Origin of the sequence: Paraburkholderia sp. BR10923, assembly GCF_040948765.1 — a bacterium.
Taxonomy (GTDB): Bacteria; Pseudomonadota; Gammaproteobacteria; order Burkholderiales; family Burkholderiaceae; genus Paraburkholderia; species Paraburkholderia youngii.
On the sequence record NZ_JBFPKO010000014.1, the window covers coordinates 22,997 to 41,263 of the forward strand.

General features: G+C 63.9%; 16 protein-coding genes. 12 read left to right on the top strand and 4 right to left on the bottom strand.

The genetic code is table 11. From position 1 onward, the window contains the following. Positions 1–25 precede the first annotated feature (25 nt). From AB3X94_RS24155 to AB3X94_RS24175, 5 genes are all read left to right on the top strand, one after another. Complete coding sequence (locus AB3X94_RS24155) at positions 26–835, top strand: gamma-glutamyl-gamma-aminobutyrate hydrolase family protein (RefSeq protein ID WP_368612939.1); 810 nt, start codon at positions 26–28, stop codon at positions 833–835. Continuing rightward, on the top strand, positions 828–2,162 hold the full coding sequence (locus tag AB3X94_RS24160) for a glutamine synthetase family protein (protein WP_176106475.1): 1,335 nt from the start codon (positions 828–830) through the stop codon (positions 2,160–2,162). Before AB3X94_RS24155 ends, AB3X94_RS24160 begins: the two co-directional genes overlap by 8 nt. A gap of 49 nt (positions 2,163–2,211) precedes the next feature. Beyond that, a complete protein-coding gene (locus AB3X94_RS24165; RefSeq protein ID WP_368612940.1) occupies positions 2,212–3,669 on the top strand; it encodes an aspartate aminotransferase family protein in 1,458 nt (485 codons plus the stop codon). Positions 3,670–3,747: 78 nt separating this feature from the next. Further along, positions 3,748–4,482, top strand: a complete 735-nt coding sequence (locus AB3X94_RS24170) for an alpha/beta fold hydrolase (RefSeq protein ID WP_368612941.1) — start codon at positions 3,748–3,750, stop codon at positions 4,480–4,482. A gap of 112 nt (positions 4,483–4,594) precedes the next feature. Then, positions 4,595–5,326, top strand: a complete 732-nt coding sequence (locus tag AB3X94_RS24175; RefSeq protein WP_176106478.1) for a DUF2278 family protein — start codon at positions 4,595–4,597, stop codon at positions 5,324–5,326. Positions 5,327–5,374: 48 nt separating this feature from the next. On the opposite strand, the gene AB3X94_RS24180 is transcribed toward AB3X94_RS24175, so the two are convergent. Genes AB3X94_RS24180 through mdlC form a run of 3 tightly spaced genes read right to left on the bottom strand, consistent with a single transcriptional unit; the run spans position 5,375 to position 9,984 of the window. Next, positions 5,375–6,793: an MFS transporter gene (locus tag AB3X94_RS24180; RefSeq protein ID WP_368612942.1), complete on the bottom strand. Its 1,419-nt coding sequence runs from the start codon at positions 6,791–6,793 to the stop codon at positions 5,375–5,377. A 58-nt stretch (positions 6,794–6,851) separates the two neighbouring features. After that, complete coding sequence (locus tag AB3X94_RS24185; protein WP_368612943.1) at positions 6,852–8,303, bottom strand: aldehyde dehydrogenase; 1,452 nt, start codon at positions 8,301–8,303, stop codon at positions 6,852–6,854. A gap of 37 nt (positions 8,304–8,340) precedes the next feature. Then, the gene (mdlC, locus tag AB3X94_RS24190) at positions 8,341–9,984 is read right to left on the bottom strand and encodes a benzoylformate decarboxylase (protein WP_368612944.1); all 1,644 of its coding nucleotides are present in this window, start codon (positions 9,982–9,984) and stop codon (positions 8,341–8,343) included. A gap of 104 nt (positions 9,985–10,088) precedes the next feature. On the opposite strand from mdlC, the gene AB3X94_RS24195 reads away from it, so the two are divergent. The 7 genes from AB3X94_RS24195 (at position 10,089) to AB3X94_RS24225 (ending at position 16,658) form a co-directional block, all read left to right on the top strand. Next, on the top strand, positions 10,089–11,006 hold the full coding sequence (locus AB3X94_RS24195) for a LysR family transcriptional regulator (RefSeq protein WP_368591236.1): 918 nt from the start codon (positions 10,089–10,091) through the stop codon (positions 11,004–11,006). A gap of 25 nt (positions 11,007–11,031) precedes the next feature. Continuing rightward, entirely contained in the window at positions 11,032–11,196 is a 165-nt protein-coding gene (locus AB3X94_RS24200) for a hypothetical protein (protein ID WP_246391902.1), read from the top strand. Between the two features lie 10 nt (positions 11,197–11,206). Then, on the top strand, positions 11,207–12,217 hold the full coding sequence (locus AB3X94_RS24205) for a DUF2891 domain-containing protein (RefSeq protein WP_368612945.1): 1,011 nt from the start codon (positions 11,207–11,209) through the stop codon (positions 12,215–12,217). A 153-nt stretch (positions 12,218–12,370) separates the two neighbouring features. Continuing rightward, positions 12,371–14,740, top strand: coding sequence for a DNA polymerase II (locus AB3X94_RS24210; protein WP_368612946.1), 2,370 nt, complete (start codon positions 12,371–12,373; stop codon positions 14,738–14,740). Positions 14,741–15,162: 422 nt separating this feature from the next. Next, positions 15,163–15,534, top strand: a complete 372-nt coding sequence (locus AB3X94_RS24215; protein WP_176106485.1) for a BON domain-containing protein — start codon at positions 15,163–15,165, stop codon at positions 15,532–15,534. A 453-nt stretch (positions 15,535–15,987) separates the two neighbouring features. Next, complete coding sequence (locus AB3X94_RS24220; RefSeq protein ID WP_176106486.1) at positions 15,988–16,203, top strand: heavy-metal-associated domain-containing protein; 216 nt, start codon at positions 15,988–15,990, stop codon at positions 16,201–16,203. Then, positions 16,200–16,658, top strand: coding sequence for a plastocyanin/azurin family copper-binding protein (locus AB3X94_RS24225; protein WP_368612947.1), 459 nt, complete (start codon positions 16,200–16,202; stop codon positions 16,656–16,658). The genes AB3X94_RS24220 and AB3X94_RS24225 overlap by 4 nt, the downstream gene beginning before the upstream one ends. 101 nt (positions 16,659–16,759) lie before the next feature. Here the strand turns inward: AB3X94_RS24225 and AB3X94_RS24230 are convergent, their stop codons facing one another. Further along, positions 16,760–18,250: an MFS transporter gene (locus AB3X94_RS24230; protein ID WP_368612948.1), complete on the bottom strand. Its 1,491-nt coding sequence runs from the start codon at positions 18,248–18,250 to the stop codon at positions 16,760–16,762. Positions 18,251–18,267 lie beyond the last annotated feature (17 nt).

Sequence of the window (18,267 nt, forward strand, 5' to 3'; positions counted from 1 at the left end):
CGTGGGATCGACACGCCTATTCATTATGCGAAACCGACCAATAGTAGGCATCACCGCCGATAGAACGATGCTCGGCGCTCATCCATCGCACGTGGCCGGTGAAAAGTACATCGCCGCGATCGTCGAGGGCTCGCAAGCGCTCGCGATGCTGGTGCCGGCTCTCGGTGAGCGCCAGTGCAGCGACGATGTACTCGCCGCTGTCGATGGCTTGCTATTCACCGGCAGCTATACGAACGTCGAGCCGCACCGTTACGGCGGCGCTTCGAGCGAGCCCGATACATTGCACGACCCGGCGCGCGATGCAACCACGTTGCCGCTTATCCGCGCTGCGATTGCGGCCGGCGTACCGGTTCTCGCCATCTGCCGCGGCTTGCAGGAAATGAACGTGGCATTCGGCGGAACCTTGCATCAAAGCGTTCATGCGGTCGGCGGACTGAACGACCATCGCGAGAACAAGGACGACTCGCTCGACGTGCAATACGCCACCTCGCATTCGATCGTGCTGACGCGCGGTGGCATGCTGCAGCGCCTTGCGGGCGGCGCCCACGAAGCGCGGGTGAATTCATTGCACGGTCAGGGTATTGCGCGACTCGGCGCAGGCCTCGACGTCGAAGCACTCGCGGCGGACGGCCTGATCGAAGCAATCAGCGTCAGCGACGCCCGCGCATTCGCGCTCGGCGTGCAATGGCACCCGGAATGGAGACACGCGGACGACGCGTTATCGACCGCGATATTTCGCGCCTTCGGCGACGCGTGCCGCCAGCGCATGAATACACGCAACCCTGCTCGCATGTCCCAGGTCGCGGATCAAAACAGAGAGAACAATCATGTATGACATCGACGATTTTCTGAAAAAGCATCACGTCACCGAAATCGAAGCGATTATTCCGGACATGGCCGGCATCGCGCGCGGCAAGATCATTCCGCGCAGCAAGTTCGAATCGGGCGAATCGATGCGTCTGCCGCAGGCGGTGATGATTCAGACCGTGACCGGCGATTATCCGCAAAGCGATTCGCTGACCGGCGTCACCGACCCCGACATGGTGTGCGTACCCGACGCGAGCACGATCCGGATGATTCCGTGGGCAGTCGACCCGACCGCCCAAGTGATTCACGACTGCGTTCATTTCGATGGCACGCCGGTCGAAATCTCGCCGCGCTGCGTGTTGCGCCGCGTGCTCGATCTATACAAGGCGCGCGGCTGGAAACCGGTGATCGCGCCGGAACTCGAGTTCTATTTAGTCGATATGAACCGCGATCCCGACCTGCCGCTGCAACCGCCGGTTGGACGTACGGGTCGCGCGGAAACCGGACGCCAGGCGTATTCGATCGAAGCGGTCAATGAATTCGATCCGCTGTTCGAAGACATCTACGAGTACTGCGACGTGCAGGAACTCGAAGTCGACACGCTGATACACGAAGTCGGCGCCGCGCAGATGGAAATCAACTTCATGCATGGCGATCCGCTCAAACTCGCGGACAGCGTGTTTCTATTCAAGCGCACCGTGCGCGAAGCGGCGTTGCGCCACAAGATGTACGCGACCTTCATGGCAAAGCCGATGGAAGGCGAGCCGGGCTCGGCGATGCACATGCATCAGAGCCTCGTCGATATGGAAACCGGCCGCAACCTGTTTACCGCCGCGGATGGCGAACCGACATCGCTTTTCACCGGCTATATCGCCGGCTTGCAGAAATACACGCCGGCGCTAATGCCGATCTTCGCGCCGTACATCAACTCGTATCGGCGCCTGTCGCGTTTCATGGCTGCGCCGATCAACGTCGCGTGGGGTTACGACAATCGCACGGTGGGCTTTCGCATTCCGCATTCGACGCCGGTCGCGCGCCGCATCGAGAACCGCATTCCGGGTGTCGATTGCAATCCATATCTGGCGATTGCCGCGACCTTGGCCGCCGGCTATCTCGGCATCACGCAGCGGCTCGCCCCAACCGAACCGCTGGCGAGCGACGGCTATGCATTGCCCTACCAATTACCGCGCAATCTCGAAGAAGGCCTGACGTTGATGAGTGCGTGCGAGCCAATTGCCGACGTACTCGGCGAGCAGTTCGTCCGCGCGTATCTCGCGCTGAAAGAGACCGAATACGAAGCGTTTTTCCGCGTGATCAGTTCGTGGGAGCGCCGGCATTTGCTGCTGCACGTGTGAGTGCCGCGGGTCAATCGGTCAATGAGAACTTTGAAAAGACGGAGGCAGTATGAGCTATAAGACAAACGATTTGATGTATGCGGAGAAGGAGACGCCCGAGCTTGGCGGAACGATAGACGCGCCGACCTCGCAAGCCCCGTCGCGCAGCACCGCCGAATACCGCGCGCTCGATGCCGCGCATCACATTCACCCGTTCTCGGATATGGGCTCGCTCAATCGCGCGGGTTCGCGCGTGATCGTAAAGGCGCAAGGCGTGTACCTGTGGGACTCGGACGGCAACAAGATCATCGACGGCATGGCTGGACTGTGGTGCGTGAACGTCGGCTACGGACGCCATGAACTCGCCGACGCCGCCTTCCGGCAGATGCAAGAACTGCCGTACTACAACACCTTCTTCAAGACGACTCATCCGCCGGTGATCGAACTGTCGGCCCTACTCGCCGAGCTCACGCCTGCGCCATTCAATCACTTCTTCTACTGCAACAGCGGCTCGGAGGGCAACGACACCGTGCTGCGCATCGTTCATCAATACTGGGCGACGCAACGCCAGAGCGCGAAGAAGTTCGTCATCGCGCGCAAGAACGCTTATCACGGGTCGACGATCGCGGGCGGCACGCTCGGCGGCATGGCTTATATGCATGAACAGATGCCGTCGAAAGTCGAGAACATCGTGCATATCGATCAACCTTATTTCTTCGGCGAAGCGGCGAGCGGTCAGACGCCGGAAGAATTCGCGCTGGCTCGCGCGCGGCAGCTCGAAGCGAAGATTCTCGAACTCGGTGCGGACCATGTCGCCGCGTTTATCGGTGAGCCTTTCCAGGGAGCCGGCGGCGTGATCTTTCCGGCCGACACTTACTGGCCGGAAATCGAGCGAATTTGCCGCAAGTACGACGTGCTGCTCGTCGCGGACGAAGTGATCGGCGGCTTCGGCCGAACCGGCGAATGGTTCGCGCATCAGCACTTCGGCTTCGAGCCGGACCTGATCACGCTCGCGAAGGGACTCACGAGCGGTTACGTGCCGATGGGAGCGGTCGGCCTGCATGATCGCGTCGCCCGCGCACTGATCGACAATGGCGACTTCAATCATGGCCTCACCTACTCCGGGCATCCGGTCGCGGCGGCCGTCGCGCTTGCCAATCTGAAACTGCTGCGCGACGAGAGGATCGTCGAGCGCGTCAAAGCGGATACCGGTCCATACTTTCAGAAGAGACTGCGTGAGACGTTCGCCGCTCATCCTGTCGTTGGCGAGATCAGCGGCGCGGGCCTCGTGGCGGGTGTGCAACTCGCCGAGGAGCCGCTCGCGCGCAAGCGCTTTGCGAATGGCGGCGATGTTGGCGCGCTGTGCCGCGACTTCTGCTTCAACGGCAATCTGATCATGCGCGCGAGCGGCGACCGGATGTTGCTGTCGCCGCCGCTCGTGATCAGCCGCCCGGAAATCGACGAAATCGTCGCGAAGGCAAAAGCGGCGATCGATGCGACCGCGCGGCAGATGGGCATGCTATGGTAAGGCGGATGAATGACCATTCGACGATGACGTCGTACAGAGTGTCATTTTTTTATCCGTTCAACGCATCACAGGACACCCATGACCCACCAAATCGTTTTGCTCCCTGGACTGCTCTGCGACGGCGCAGTGTGGGCCGATCAGCGCGGCGCGCTTGGCGCGTTCGGCGACTGCTTCGTGCCCGACTACGGCATGCGCGACTCGCTCGGCGCGATGGCCGAACTCGTGCTCGAGTCGGTTTCGGGAGACCGCCTGCTTGTCGCGGGTCATTCGATGGGGGGACGGGTCGCGCTCGAAGTGTTCCGGCGCGCTCCGCAACGCATCGCCGGGCTCGCGTTGCTCGACACCGGTTGCACGCCGCGTGCCGCCGGCGAGGCCGGCGAAAGCGAGCGCGCGCAGCGGCTGCGACTGCTCGAACTCGCGCGCGCGAAAGGCATGCGCGCGATGGGCAACGAGTGGGCGCCCGGCATGGTCAACGCCGATCGCCACGATTCCGCCGTCTACGAGGCGGTGCTCGACATGATCGAGCGAAGCACGCCAGATAAATTCGCGGCGCAGATCCGCGCATTGCTGGATCGTCCCGATGCGGCGGCGCTGCTTCGCGACATCGCGTGCCCGACGATGATCGTGTGCGGACGCGATGACAAATGGAGTCCGTTGGCGCGTCACGAGGAGATGCACGCGCAGATTCGCGGCTCGAAGCTTCGCGTGATCGAACGAAGCGGTCATATGTGCACGATGGAGCGGCCCGACGATGTGACCGACGTGCTGGTCGAATGGGCTCGCTGGGCAGCCGGGTTCGAAACGGCTCGTTGATCTGTTTGGCGTTCGCCGCGCCGTCCGCACCGTTCTGTTTATCGACGACTAGCACCGTATGCCTGGGTGCGAGTCGCTCTCCGTTCATCAACTTCGACAAGGTCATTCACTCATGAACGAATACTGCATGTTCAAGGGAAAACTGCTGCGCGCGGCGCCTTTCAAAGATTCGTATGTGGGCAGTCCGCACTATGTGATTACGGTTACTGGCAACGACAACACGCCATTCAATATCGTCGTCAATTCGGCGTCGACGCAACCGGGCGCAAGCGGTAACGACGACGTGTACTTCTATGCCGATCTGAACTTCGCCGATCCGCTCACCGCGAAACTGCAGGCCCTGAACCTCGGCCTCTACACCAGCGGCTTTCCGCGGCTCGACTACTTCCAGGACAGCAGCCTGCTCGACATTCACCGCATGCGGCCGGTCCCCTACGAGGATCAAAACGGCAATCGCGCCGACGTCAATGACATCATCGACGAAATCCTGACCATCGACGAAAGCAAGCCGTCGCAAAGCCTGCCCTACGACAACGGCAGCGGTCAGTTGCAAAACCGCGATTTCTGGACCCCGACGACCGCAGACATCGTCGTCTATGGGTTCGGCTTTCTGTTTCTGCCGAAGAAGGACGGTCTTCACGAAACCCACATGAATCAGGGCAATCCGCGCGGGCCGCACTACAACGAAAACGGTGCGTTCCAGGACGGCGCGGTGATCGTGCAGCGCGCCGATGGATTTGCCGCGATGTTTACCGCGTTTCAGACGCAATATTTGCCGACCGATGCAGCCGGCGATCCGGCCGCGAATGCGGTGGCATTGCCTGTTTATATTCAACGAGGTTGATGGCGTCGGTACGTGCGCCGGGGCATCGCGACGGCCCCTTCGCATCGGTCAGCGCACGCTTGCGGCGCCTCGTCGCGGAATGTGCCGCCGCACCACCGCCAGCGCGATCAGCACGATGACCATCGCGATACCGAGCATCAGCAGATAGCCCAAGGCGCCGCCGGCCGTGATCACCGCGGCGCCCGCGAACGCGCTCAGAATCGCGCCGACGCGGCCGACCGCGAGTGCCGACGCGGTGCCAGTGGCCCGCACGCCGGTCGGATAGACGTAGGCGCACAGCGCGTACATCGTCGATTGCACCGCATTGACGAACAGCCCATGCAAGCCGAGGCCGACGATCATCAACGCCGTATGCTGTGTCGCGCTGACGCCGAGCAGCATCCATGCGCTCGCGACGCCGCCCGCGCAGCACAGCAGCAGCGGCCAGCGCGAGCCGTAGCGCCCGATCGCCAGCGCGCACAGCACCGCGCCGATTACGCCGCCAAGGTTGTACGCGCTCAGGCCATAGCCCGCGAGCGACACGCTCAAACCCTCGCTCGTCAGCATCGACGGCAGCCAGCTGAATGCCGCGTACACCGCGAGCAGGCACATGAAGAACGCGCCCCAGATCGCGACGGTGTCGCGCGACCGGCCATCGCGAAACAGCGCGGTGAAGCCGACGTGTTTCTCGGCGCTTTGTTCGCGCACGTCGGTAAAGCTCGCATCGGCCGACACGTCGCGGGCCATGCGCCGCAGCAGCTTCGCGAGTTCTGGCCAGCGATGCGGACGGCGCGCCATAAACCGCGGCGATTCCGGCAGCGCGGCGACGAGGACGATGCCGAGCACGAGCGGCAGCACCCCACCCGCGACGAACAGACCGCGCCAGCCATAAATCGGCAATACCTGCCCGGCGAACAGTCCCGCGACCATGCCACCGAGCGGCACGCACAGAATGGTCGCCGTCACCGCGAAGGTACGAAAACGCGCGGGCGTGAACTCGGCGGTCAGCGTCGTCGACGTCGGCAGCGCGCCGCCGATGCCGAGCCCCGCGATAAAACGCAGCGCCGCGATGGCCGCGACGTTCGGCGCCAGACTGATCGCGCAGGTCGCGAGACCGAACACGAACACGCTGCCGATCACGGCCCAGCGGCGGCCGAAGCGATCGGCGAACAGCCCCGCGAACGCACTTCCGATGCCCATGCCGATCAGCCCCGACGCGACCACCGGCGCAAACGCATTGCGCGTGATGCCCCACTCCTTGATCAGCATCGGAATCGCAAAGCCGATTAGCTGGCTGTCGAAACCATCGACGACGATCGACAGCGCCGCGAGCACCACCGCGATTTTCTGCAGCAACGTATAGGGGCCGTCGTCGAGCGCATGACCGATGTCGACCGTGTTGCCGCCGCGCGCAATGCCGGCGAGCGCCGCGTCGTCGCGCGCGGTCGAGGTCGAGGGCGCGGCCGAAGCGGGAGGAACGTAGTTCATCGACATGTCTCCGTTGTTTGCGCTGCGCGCGCGTTGTTCGATTTTTTGGTGTCGGCAATTAGAACGGATAGTGACGCGGCGTGGTTTGCAGCGTGACCCAGCGCAGATCGGTGAATTCCGCGATCCCCGCCTTGCCGCCGAAGCGGCCGAAGCCACTCGCCTTCACGCCGCCGAACGGCATCTGCGCTTCGTCGTGCACGGTCGGACCGTTCACGTGACAAATGCCCGACTCGATGCGCTTCGCGACGTTCAGCGCACGCGCCGTGTCGCGGCTGAATACTGCCGCCGACAGGCCGTATTCGTTGTCGTTCGCGCACGCTATCGCGGCTTCTTCGCCGCGCACGCGCACGATCGGCTTGACCGGCCCGAACGATTCGTCGTGATAGATGCGCATGTCCGGCGTCACGCGATCGAGCAGCGTCGCGGGCATCAATGTGGTTTCGCTCTTGCCGCCGCACACGAGCGTCGCGCCTTTGGCGAGCGCGTCGTCGATCAGCGCGTTGCAGCGCTCGACGGTGCTCATATCGACCACCGAGCCGAGCACGACCGGCCCATTGCGCGGGTCGCCGAGCGGCAACGCGCGCGCACGCGCGGCGAGCCGCTCGACGAACGCATCGGCGATGCTGTCGTCGACGATGATCCGCTCGGTCGACATGCAGATTTGCCCGGAATTGGCGAACGCGCCGAACACGGCCGCATCGACGGCGGCGCCGATATCGGCGTCATCGAGCACGACGAGCGGCGCTTTGCCGCCGAGTTCGAGCACCGAGGGCTTCAGATTGCGCGCGCAGGTTTCGGCGATAAGACGGCCCACGCGCGTCGAGCCCGTGAAGTTGACGCGCCGTACGGCCGGGTGTTCGATCATCGCGTCGACGATGCGTGCGGCGTCGGCCGGCGCATTGGTCACGAAGTTCACCGTGCCGCGCGGCAGACCCGCCTGCTGCATCGCCTCGATGATCAGACCGTGTGTCGCCGGGCAGATCTCCGAGCCCTTCAGCACGACCGTGTTGCCGCATGCGAGCGGCAACGCGATTGCGCGCACCGCGAGAATCACCGGCGCGTTCCACGGCGCGATGCCGAGCACGACGCCCGCGGGCTGACGCACGCCCATCGCGAGACTGCCGGGCACGTCAGACGGAATCAGTTCGCCGGCGATCTGCGTGGTCAGCGCGGCCGCTTCGATCAGCCCGGCCGCCGCGAGATGGACGTTGAAGCCGGCCCAGATGCCCGACGCGCCGGTCTCGGCGGCCATTGCGGCGGCGAACGCGTCGGCCTTCGCTTCGAGCGCGTGCGCGGCCTTCGTCAGCAGCGCGCGGCGCTCGCTCGGCCCGAGCGCGGACCACACCGGAAAGGCGGCCGCGGCGGCATCGACGGCGGCGATGGCATCTTCGACGGTCGCGGCCGGCGCGCGCGACGCGACTTCGCCGTCGAGCGGATTGCGGCGCTCGAAGGTCGCGCCGTTGCGCGCCTGTGCCTGTTCGCCGCCGATCAGCATCGATACGTTCTTCATCGTAGGACTCTCTTCTTTTCGTGAATGGGAAGCGCCGTTACGCGACGATCATCTCGACGAGCGTGGGACCGCCTTTCCCGTCAGCGTCGGTCAGCGCGCGACGCAACACGCCGGCAAGTTCAGCGGCCTCGCTGACGCGCACGCCAGGGCAACCCATGCCCGCCGCGATCGTCACGAAGTCGAGCCCCGGCAAATCCGTGCCCTGCACGGTCTCGTTCGGCGCGAAACCGAACACCGGCGCGAAATCCTGCAGCGCCGCGTAGCGCGTGTTGTTCAGGATCACGTACGTGATCGGCAACTGCATCTGCACCGCGCTCCAGATCGCCTGGATCGAGTACATGCTCGAACCGTCGCCGATCAGCGCGATCACGCGCTCGCCGGGCCGCGCGAGCGCGACGCCGACCGCGGCCGGCATGCCGTAGCCGAGGCCACCGCTGTCCATCGTCATGAAAGTGCCGGGGCGCGCGATCGGCAGATAGGTCTGCATGATCGGCCGCGAACTCGGCGCTTCCTCGACGACGATGCCATCGGTATCGCGCACTTCCGCGAGTGTCTGCAACGCGAAGGCGACCGACATCCGCTCGCCTCGTCTGGGCGGCAGCGCGCGCGGCGCCGCCGCGCGCGGCGCGGGCAACTCGCGCGCTTTGGGCGCGGCGCGCGCGAGCAGGTCCTGCACACCGAGCCGCAGATTGCCGACCGCGGCGATGCCTTGCGGCGTCCATGCCGCGACGCCCGGATCGTCGATCAACTGACACAGCCGCGCGCCCGGCGGCACATGCGGACCGCTGCCTTCGACGTGATACGTGAACGCGGGCGCGCCGATCACGAAGATCGCGTCGTGCGCGCCGAGCAGCTCGACGATGCGCTCGCGCATCGCCGGCAAAAATCCCGCGAACAGCCGGTGCGTTTCGGGGAAGCTGCAACGCCCGGTCATCGGCGCGACGTAGACGCGCGCCGCATGCCGCTCCGCGAGCCGTACCACGTCTGTCGCCGCATTCGCGCGATCGACCGCGCCGCCCACCACGAATGCGGGCCGTGCGCACGCGTCTAGCACCGCGCCGATGCGCTCGAGCATCGCCGGATCGGGACGCATGATGTGCGCGACCTCGCGATCGGCCACCCGTTCGGCCGGCTGATCCCAGTCGTCGGCGGGGATCGATACGAACACCGGGCCGCGCGGCTCCTGCATCGCGATCGCGTACGCACGCGCGATCGCGAGCGGCACGTCCTGCGCGCGGGCCGGCTCGATGCTCCATTTCACGTAGGGCTTTGGCAATTCGGTCGCCTGGGTCGCGGCAAGGAACGGGTCGAACGGCAGGATCGAGCGGGCCTGCTGACCCGCGGTGACGACGAGCGGCGTGCGGTTGCGAAACGCGGTGAAGATATTGCCCATCGCGTTGCCGACGCCCGCCGCCGAATGCAGGTTCACGAGCGCCGCGTTGCCGGTGGCCTGCGCGTAGCCGTCGGCCATGCCGACCACGACCGCTTCCTGAAGACCGAGCACGTAGCGGAAATCCGCGGGGAAATCGCGGAACATCGGCAGTTCGGTCGAGCCGGGGTTCGCGAAGATCGACGTCATGCCGGCGCGACGCGCAAAGTCGATGACCGCGTCGCGTACGGTCCATTGGGTGCCCTGCTCTTTCGTGTGGGCTGGCTTGTGCTGCGGCGCGCTGCCTGTCATGCGAGGCCTCCTGTGTGATGAGCGCGAAAAATCGACAGCCCATTATCACGGCCGCCGGGGTAACCGAAAATTGCCTAATTCGCTAAAAGGCATTACCTTTTGGCATGACTTACAACCTTCAACAACTGCAGGCGTTCGCGGTGACAGTCGAGAGCGGCAGCCTCGGACGCGCCGCCGAAGCACTGCACATCACTCAGCCGGCGCTTAGTCGGACCATCCGCCGTCTCGAGGAACAGGTCGGCGCGCCGTTGTTCGAGCGGCACTCGCGCGGCATGCATCTGACCGCGGTCGGCGAAGCACTGCTGCCGCACGCGATCCTGTTGCAACGCGAAGCCGAACAGGCGCGCGAGGAAATCGACGCGATGCGCGGCCTCGCACGCGGCACGATCCGGGTCGGCGCGGTGGGCAGCATCGCGAGCCTGTTGTTGCCGCTCGCGGTCAGCGGCGTGTTGACGAAGTGGCCGAACCTGCGCGTGGAGATCATCGAGGGCGTGTGGGACCGGCTCGCCGATGCGCTCGTCAAACGTCAGATCGATCTCGCGCTCAGCATGGCCGTGCCCGATACCGACGAGATCACCGCGATCGCCGATTGCCGCTGGGAAGACGCGAGCTACGTGGTCGCCGCGCTCGATCATCCGCTGCGCAGCAAGTCCGGCCTCACGCTCGCCGACACGCTGGGCGAGCGCTGGGCGATTCCGCCGCGCGGCACCGGGCCGTTCGAGCACATGCAGAGCGTGTTTGCGGAGCGCGGGCTGGGACTGCCGAATGTCGTCGTCGAAACGCGCTCGGTCACGGCGCTGAAGAGCCTGGTCGCGCGTTCGGGCTTTCTGAGCTGGATGGCGTCGACGATGTACGTGACCGAGAGCAAGGCCGGCGTCTTCGATACGCTCGGCGTGCCGGGCGTGGTCGGGCGGCGCACGTTGACCGCGTTCCGGCGGCGCCAGGGCATCCTGCCGAGTCCGGCGGTCAAGCTGCTGGAGCAGTTGCGGCAGTTGACGTCGGAGGGAATCAACACGGGCTGAGCGCTTCCGGCACGCGCCACCGATCGTGCATCAGTTCAACGGCAACCCGGCGATTCTCGGCGTGATCGGCGTGATCGGCGCGATCGGCGTGATCGGCGCGATCGTCGCGATCAAGCCGCAATGGCCGACCGCTTTACTATTGCCGATCGTCAACACCATACTGTTGTACCTGTTCGTATTGCGCTTCTGAGGAGCCGCCGATGACCATCCAGATCACCCGCGAATTCGCGTCGAAATTCGCCAATGTCGCGCTCGCTCACCTCACGCGCGAATACCCGAACAAGCTCACGCACTCGCTCGCAGGGCCGCAGGACGTGCAGGGTCCGCGCGCCCTGCATCCGATCTTCTACGGCAGCTACGACTGGCATTCGTGTGTGCACGGCTACTGGTTGATCCTGCATCTGCTCGAACGCTTCCCCGATCTGCCCGAGGCCGCGCGCATCGTCGCGGTGGTCGACGAGCATTTCACCGAGGCGAACGTCGCCGGCGAACTCGCGTATCTGGACCTGCCGCACAACCGCGGCTTCGAGAGGCCGTATGGCTGGGCATGGCTGCTCGCGCTCAGCACGCAGTTGCAGTCGATGAAAATCTCCGAAGCCGCGCGCTGGTCGAAGACGTTCGCGCCGCTCACCGAGACGTTCGTCGAACGTTTTGAGGAGTTCCTGCCGAAAGCGACCTATCCGCTGCGCGTCGGCACGCACTTCAACATGGCGTTCGCACTCGCACTGACACTCGACTTCGCGCGGCATACCTCGCGCGAATCGCTCGAAGCGCTGATCGTCAGCACCGCGGAGCGCTGGTATCTGGACGACGTCGCGTGTCAGGCGTGGGAGCCGGCCGGCGACGAGTTCCTGTCGCCGTCGCTGATGGAAGCGGAGTTGATGCGGCGCGTGTTGCCGTCCGCGCAGTTCGCCGACTGGTTCGGACGATTCCTGCCGGACCTCGGCGCGAAAAAGCCGGCGACGCTGTTCGAACCCGTCACCGTCACCGATCGCAGCGACGGCAAGATTGCGCATCTGGACGGCCTCAATCTGAGCCGCGCGTGGTGCCAGCGTGCGCTCGCGCGTGCGCTGCCCGCCGGCGACGTGCGGCGCACCCTGTTGTTCGATGCGGCCGAGCGTCATCTGCGCTGCGCGCTGCCGCATGTGGCGGGCGACTACATGGGCGAGCACTGGCTCGCCACGTTCGCGACACTCGCGCTCGAAGCCTGAGCGACCGGAAGCGAACTGAACCGACTTTAAAGAAATAAAGCCGTGTTGCTTGGGGCGCTTCAATGCGAAGCGCCCTTTTCTTTGCCCGCTCAAAGTCGTTGCCCGCGGCGGTAAAATCGCGCAAGGCAATTGCGCCGCGTAAAAGGTGGAAGTTTGACTGAGTTCGAGCAGGGTTTCATTTTGACCCGGCATTGGCGGGACACGCCCGCCGGCACGGAAATCGAGTTCTGGCTGGCGACGGACAGCGGGCCGCGCCACATCCGTCTGCGCCCTCAGCCGTCCGTTGCCTTCATTCCGGCCGAACATCGCGAACGCGCCGAAACGATCCTGCGCCGCGACGCGCCGCTCGATCTGCGTCCGCTCGAATTGCACGACTTCCAGCATCGGCCGGTCAGCGGGATTTACTGTGCGCAATACCGGCAATTGAAGGGCTTCGAAAAGCGCTTGCGAGAAGGCGGCGTCGATGTCTACGAGGCTGATATCCAGCCGCCCGAGCGCTACATGATGGAGCGCTTCATCACCGCGCCGGTGTGGTTCAGCGGCGTGCCGCAGAACCAGGGCCCCTGGCTCGATGGCGAGCTCAAACCGGCCAACGGATATCGTCCGCCGTTGAAGCTCGTATCGCTCGACATCGAAACGAGCGCGCATGCCGAGCTTTATTCGATCGCGCTCGAAGGCTGCGGCGAGCGGCAGGTGTATATGCTTGGGCCGCCGAATGGCAACGCCGCCGACGCCCTCGACTTCAAGCTCGAATACTGCGAAACCCGCGCGCAACTGCTCGAAAAACTGATCGAGTGGATGGAGCGGCACGATCCCGATGCGATCATCGGCTGGAACCTGGTGCAGTTCGACCTGAAGGTGCTGCAACAGCATGCCGAGCAGTATCGCGTGCCGCTGCGCATCGGCCGCGGCGGCGCGGTGATGGAGTGGCGCGAACATGGCGTGACGCGCAATCATTTTTTCGCGGGTGTGGCGGGTCGTTGGGTCATCGACGGTATCGAGGCATTGCGGTCGGCGACGTGGAGCTTTCCATCGTTCAGCCTCGAATATGTGTCGCGTTCGGTGCTGGGCGAAGGCAAGGCGATCGACAATCCGTATCAGCGCATGGACGAAATCCAGCGCCGCTTCGACGAAGACAAGCCCGCGCTCGCACGCTACAACCTGAAGGACTGCGAGCTCGTCACGCGCATCTTCGCGAAGACCGAGCTGCTGCCGTTCCTGCTCGAACGCGCAACCGTGACCGGCCTGCCCGCCGATCGCAGCGGCGGCTCGGTCGCGGCATTCACGCATCTGTACATGCCGCGCATGCATCGGCAGGGCTATGTCGCGCCGAATCTCGGCGACGTGGCCGGCGCCGCGAGCCCCGGCGGCTTCGTGATGGATTCGCGGCCCGGCCTCTACGACTCGGTGCTCGTGCTCGACTACAAGAGCCTGTACCCGTCGATCATTCGCACATTTCTGATCGACCCGCTCGGCCTCGTCGAAGGCATGCTGCATCCCGACGACGCGCACTCGGTGCCGGGCTTTCTCGGCGCGCGCTTCTCACGCACGCGTCACTGCTTGCCGTCGATCGTCGCGCAGGTCTGGCAGGCGCGCGAAGCGGCCAAGCGCGAGCACAACAAGCCGCTATCGCAGGCGCTGAAGATCATCATGAACGCGTTCTACGGCGTGCTCGGCTCGACCGGCTGCCGCTTCTTCGATCCGCGGCTGGCGTCGTCGATCACGATGCGCGGCCACGAGATCATGCACACGACGCGCGAGCTGATCGAGGCGCAAGGCTACGAAGTGATTTATGGCGACACCGACTCGACCTTCGTCTGGCTCAGGCACGCACATGATGAGCAAGACGCCGCGCGCATCGGCCGCGCGCTCGTCGAACATATCAACGCGGCGTGGCGGCAGAAGCTGCAGGCGCGCTTCGGTATCGACAGTGCGTTGGAACTGCAATTCGAGCGGCACTACCGGCGCTTTTTCATGCCGACGGTGCGCGGTGCCGAGGAAGGCAGCAAGAAACGCTACGCAGGCCTTACGGTATTGCCTGACGGGCGCGAGGACGTGGTCTACAAAGGTCTCGAAACCGTGCGCACCGATTGGACGCCGCTTGCGCAGCAGTTTCAGCAGGAACTGTATCGGCGCATCTTCAAGCAGCAGCCGTATCAGGATTACGTGCGCGACTACGTGCGCGATACGCTCGCGGGCCGGCTCGACGATCAGCTGGTTTATCGCAAGCAGTTGCGCAGACCGATCGACGCCTACGAGCGCAACGTGCCGCCTCATGTGCGCGCGGCACGCGTCGCCGATGAGTTCAATCGCCAGCAGGGACGTCCGCTGCAATATCAGAACGGCGGCTGGATCAGCTACGTGATTACAGTGGCCGGCCCCGAGCCGCTCGAAACGCTGCGCTCGGCGATCGACTACGAGCACTATGTGACGCGGCAATTACAGCCGGTCGCCGACGCGATTCTGCCGTTGCTGCGCGACGATTTCACGACGCTGATGTCGGGGCAGAAACAGTTGTTCTGATCGTGGCGGCGAGCGCGCGGCTGCGACCATGGACGAATTGCCTACTTCACCACGGACGGCGTCACCACGGACGGCGGCTCGGCCTCTTCATCGAAGGGCGCTTTTATGCCGGAGTTGTAACCGTGCCGCCACATCCGGGATGGCTAAATATGTCAATCAGGCATAGGTAATCCATGATTAAAGGCGGAAAAAAACTAATCCTTGGATTTGATTTGCAATCCTATCAGCGGAATTGCGCCATCGTAATTCGAAGTATTCTAAATCGTCGCTTGTCCGTGCAATTGACTGGATTTGCATTGTTTCTTGACCTAACCCTTTATTGTCCTATAGTGCCATTTGATCCGCCCCGGAAACATTGCGGGGACGCTGTGCGATATACCTGAGTCTGTAGCCCAACGATCTGCAACGACAGGAGAAGATGCATGAAAGCAATCCAAGCCGTCAGACTGGTCAGTACCGCCCTTCTGATTTCGGGTTCGATTCACGCCTATGCGCAGGCGAGCAACGCTAACGCCCCTGAGTCTGCACCGACCACGACGCCTGAAGCCCGATCGCATTACAAGTCGATGAAAGCAGCGAACCGGGCGCTACAACGTCAGGTTCGAAATGCGCTGGTGAAAGACAGGAGTATCTCGACGGCCAATATTACGGTTCGCGCCCGCGATGGTGCTGTCACGCTGCAGGGCAGCGTACCGCTCCAGGCCCAGAGCGACCGGGCAACCGAGGTGGCGAAAGGGGTACCCGGCGTAACTTCGGTCAGGAACGCGCTGTCGATCCGTCCAGTCGGGACCTGAAGCGGCCCTGGACCGCACCTTGCAGGAAGATCGACTTTCTGACTGCGCATTCCATCGACCGTATAAGCCAACGCGGCACATGGCGGCGGGCCGGCTCAAAAGCCGGCCGTCGCCATGTCGATATCTGCTCGATTTCGAGCCCTTTCGTGTTCAGCTCCGTCAACCCAATCGGCAGCATCGCGATCAGCATCGCGCCCGGACTTTACTGTGTTGCGGCGCAACAAGCCTTGTCTTCGGCAGGCGAAGCCTTCACTTGCGTCGCAGTGGTAAGAGTCGCATGGCCATTATCGTGCTGGTGCCCGGCATGGCCTTCGGGCGCAGAAGCATCCGGATTCGTGTGGCGATCATGGGAACATTGGTTGGAATCCGCGTCCTTACTGCCCTGTCGTGTCGCTTGACCTTCCAACGATGGCAATGTGTACGCTCGGAACTCCATTTCAACGGGAGTTCTCCATGCAGTTCCACCTCGATAACATGACCTGCGGCGGTTGTGCACGCGCCGTGAGCCGCGCGATTCAGTCGATCGATCCGAGCGCGATCATCACGGCGGATCCGCCAACCCGGCTCGTGCATGTCCAAACCTCCGCGCCGCAAGAACAGATCGGTTCTGCGCTGCGCGAGGCGGGCTTCCCTCCGCGTGCGGGCAAGCCGGAAAGGGGGATTCGATGATGTTCAAGTCAATGCTTGCTGCTGCCGGTCTGTTGCTTGCCCTGGTGACTTCCACTGCGCTGGCCCACGGAAATGATGAAGCCTTATCCGTCGGCAAACCTGCCCACTCGAAGGACGCTACGCGCACGATCACCGTCACGATGCTCGACTCCATGCGCTTCGAGCCGCCGACGATCGCTGTGAAGAAAGACGAGACGATCCGCTTCGTTGTCAAGAACGCCGGCAACGTACGTCACGAGATGACGCTGGGCTCGAAACAGGAACTGAAGGAGCACGCCGACATGATGCGTGCGATGCCAGACATGATGGATCACGACGCCAATAGCGTGACGGTCGAACCCGGACAAACCGGTGATCTGACGTGGCGATTTTCCCACGCTGGCGTCTTCGATTTTGCCTGCCTGCAACCCGGGCATTTCGAGGCGGGGATGAAGGGGACGGTCACTGTCAAGTGACGCAACCGGCGGAAAGAGCGTCGTCTGAGAACGGAAGTATCCGGTGCGGTCGCTCAACTATGCCGCTGAGCGACCCTGTGCGGAGAAATCTTCTTGCCCTTCTATCTCGAGATTTTTTCCAGCTCAAGCCCTTTTGTACGCGGTCCCATCAAACCGATCGCCAGCATCACGATCAACATCGCACCCGCGATGAACACGAACACGCCGGTCGTCCCGAAGTAGCGCAACACGGCCGCGATCAGAAAGGCCGTGAAAATCGCGGAAAAACGGCTCCACGAGTAGACGAAGCCGACCGCGCGCGCCCGGATGCTGGTCGGAAACAGTTCCGTCTGATACGCGTGATAACTGTACGAAATGATGTTACCGGCCAGTGTCAGGCACACCCCCAAGCTCACCAGCAGCACCGCACCCGATGCCTGACTGAACCACAACCCGCACACGATATTGACGCCGGCCATCACGACGATCACCGTCTTGCGCTCGAAGCGATCGCCGATAAAGAGCCCGATGATCGGACCGATCGGCGCAGCCAACGCGATCACGCTCGAATACATCAGGCTCGTGGTGATCGTGATGCCCTGCTTGATCAGCAGCGTCGGCACCCAGTTCGCGAAGCCATAGAAACCGACCGTCTGGAAGACATTGAAGATCGTCATCATCAGCGTGCGGCTGCGGTACGGCGGCATCCACATGTCGCGGAAGCTGCCGCGCGGTGCGACCGCCACCGGCGGCGCCGGCGGCGGCAACTCGCGGCCGTATTCGTGGCGTACCTTCGCCTCGAGCGCGTTCATCACGCGGTCGGCTTCGGCGAGACGTCCTTGCTGCGCGAGCCAACGCGGGCTTTCCGGCAACGCGCGGCGAATCCACCAGACGAATAGCGCGCCGTGCGCGCCGATCAGCACGACCCAGCGCCAGCCGTCCAGACCGAACAGCGTGCGCGGCACCAGCAGAAACGACAGAAACGCAACCACCGGCACCGCCGTGAAGCCGACCGCCTGCTCGCACGCGAACGCGCGGCCGCGAATCTGCTTGGGCACCAGCTCGGAGATGTAAGTGCCGATCGTCACCAGCTCGACGCCGATGCCGACACCGGCGACGAAGCGCCAGAAATTGAGGCCCGCCGCAGTCTCCTGGAACGCCATCACCACGTTCGCCGCGGTATACCAAAGCAGCGACCAGGTGAACACCGCGCGCCGCCCGAAGCGATCCGCGAGGAAACCGCACGCGATCGTGCCGATAAACAGGCCACTAAACAGCGCGGCGATGAAACTCGCGACGCCGGTCGAGCCGAACAGGCCGCGCGTGGTCGCGCTCAGCAGGCCGCTTTTCACGAGGCCCGGCGCGACATAGCCGGAGTACAGCAGATCATAGAGTTCAAAGAAGAAGCCAAGGCTCAGCAGCACCACGAGCTTCCAGATGGAGCGCGTGGCGGGCAAGCGGTCGAGGCGCGCCGAAATGCTGCCGGCGTCGAGCGCTGCATGGCCCGCCGCCTGAGCGGCGGTGCTGCGGGCGGCGCTGCCGGCCGCGTCGGTGGAATGCGCCGCGTTGCCGCCGCTGCGCGCGACGGACCCCGCGTGATCGGGGGATGCCATGTTGTCTGTCTCCTTCT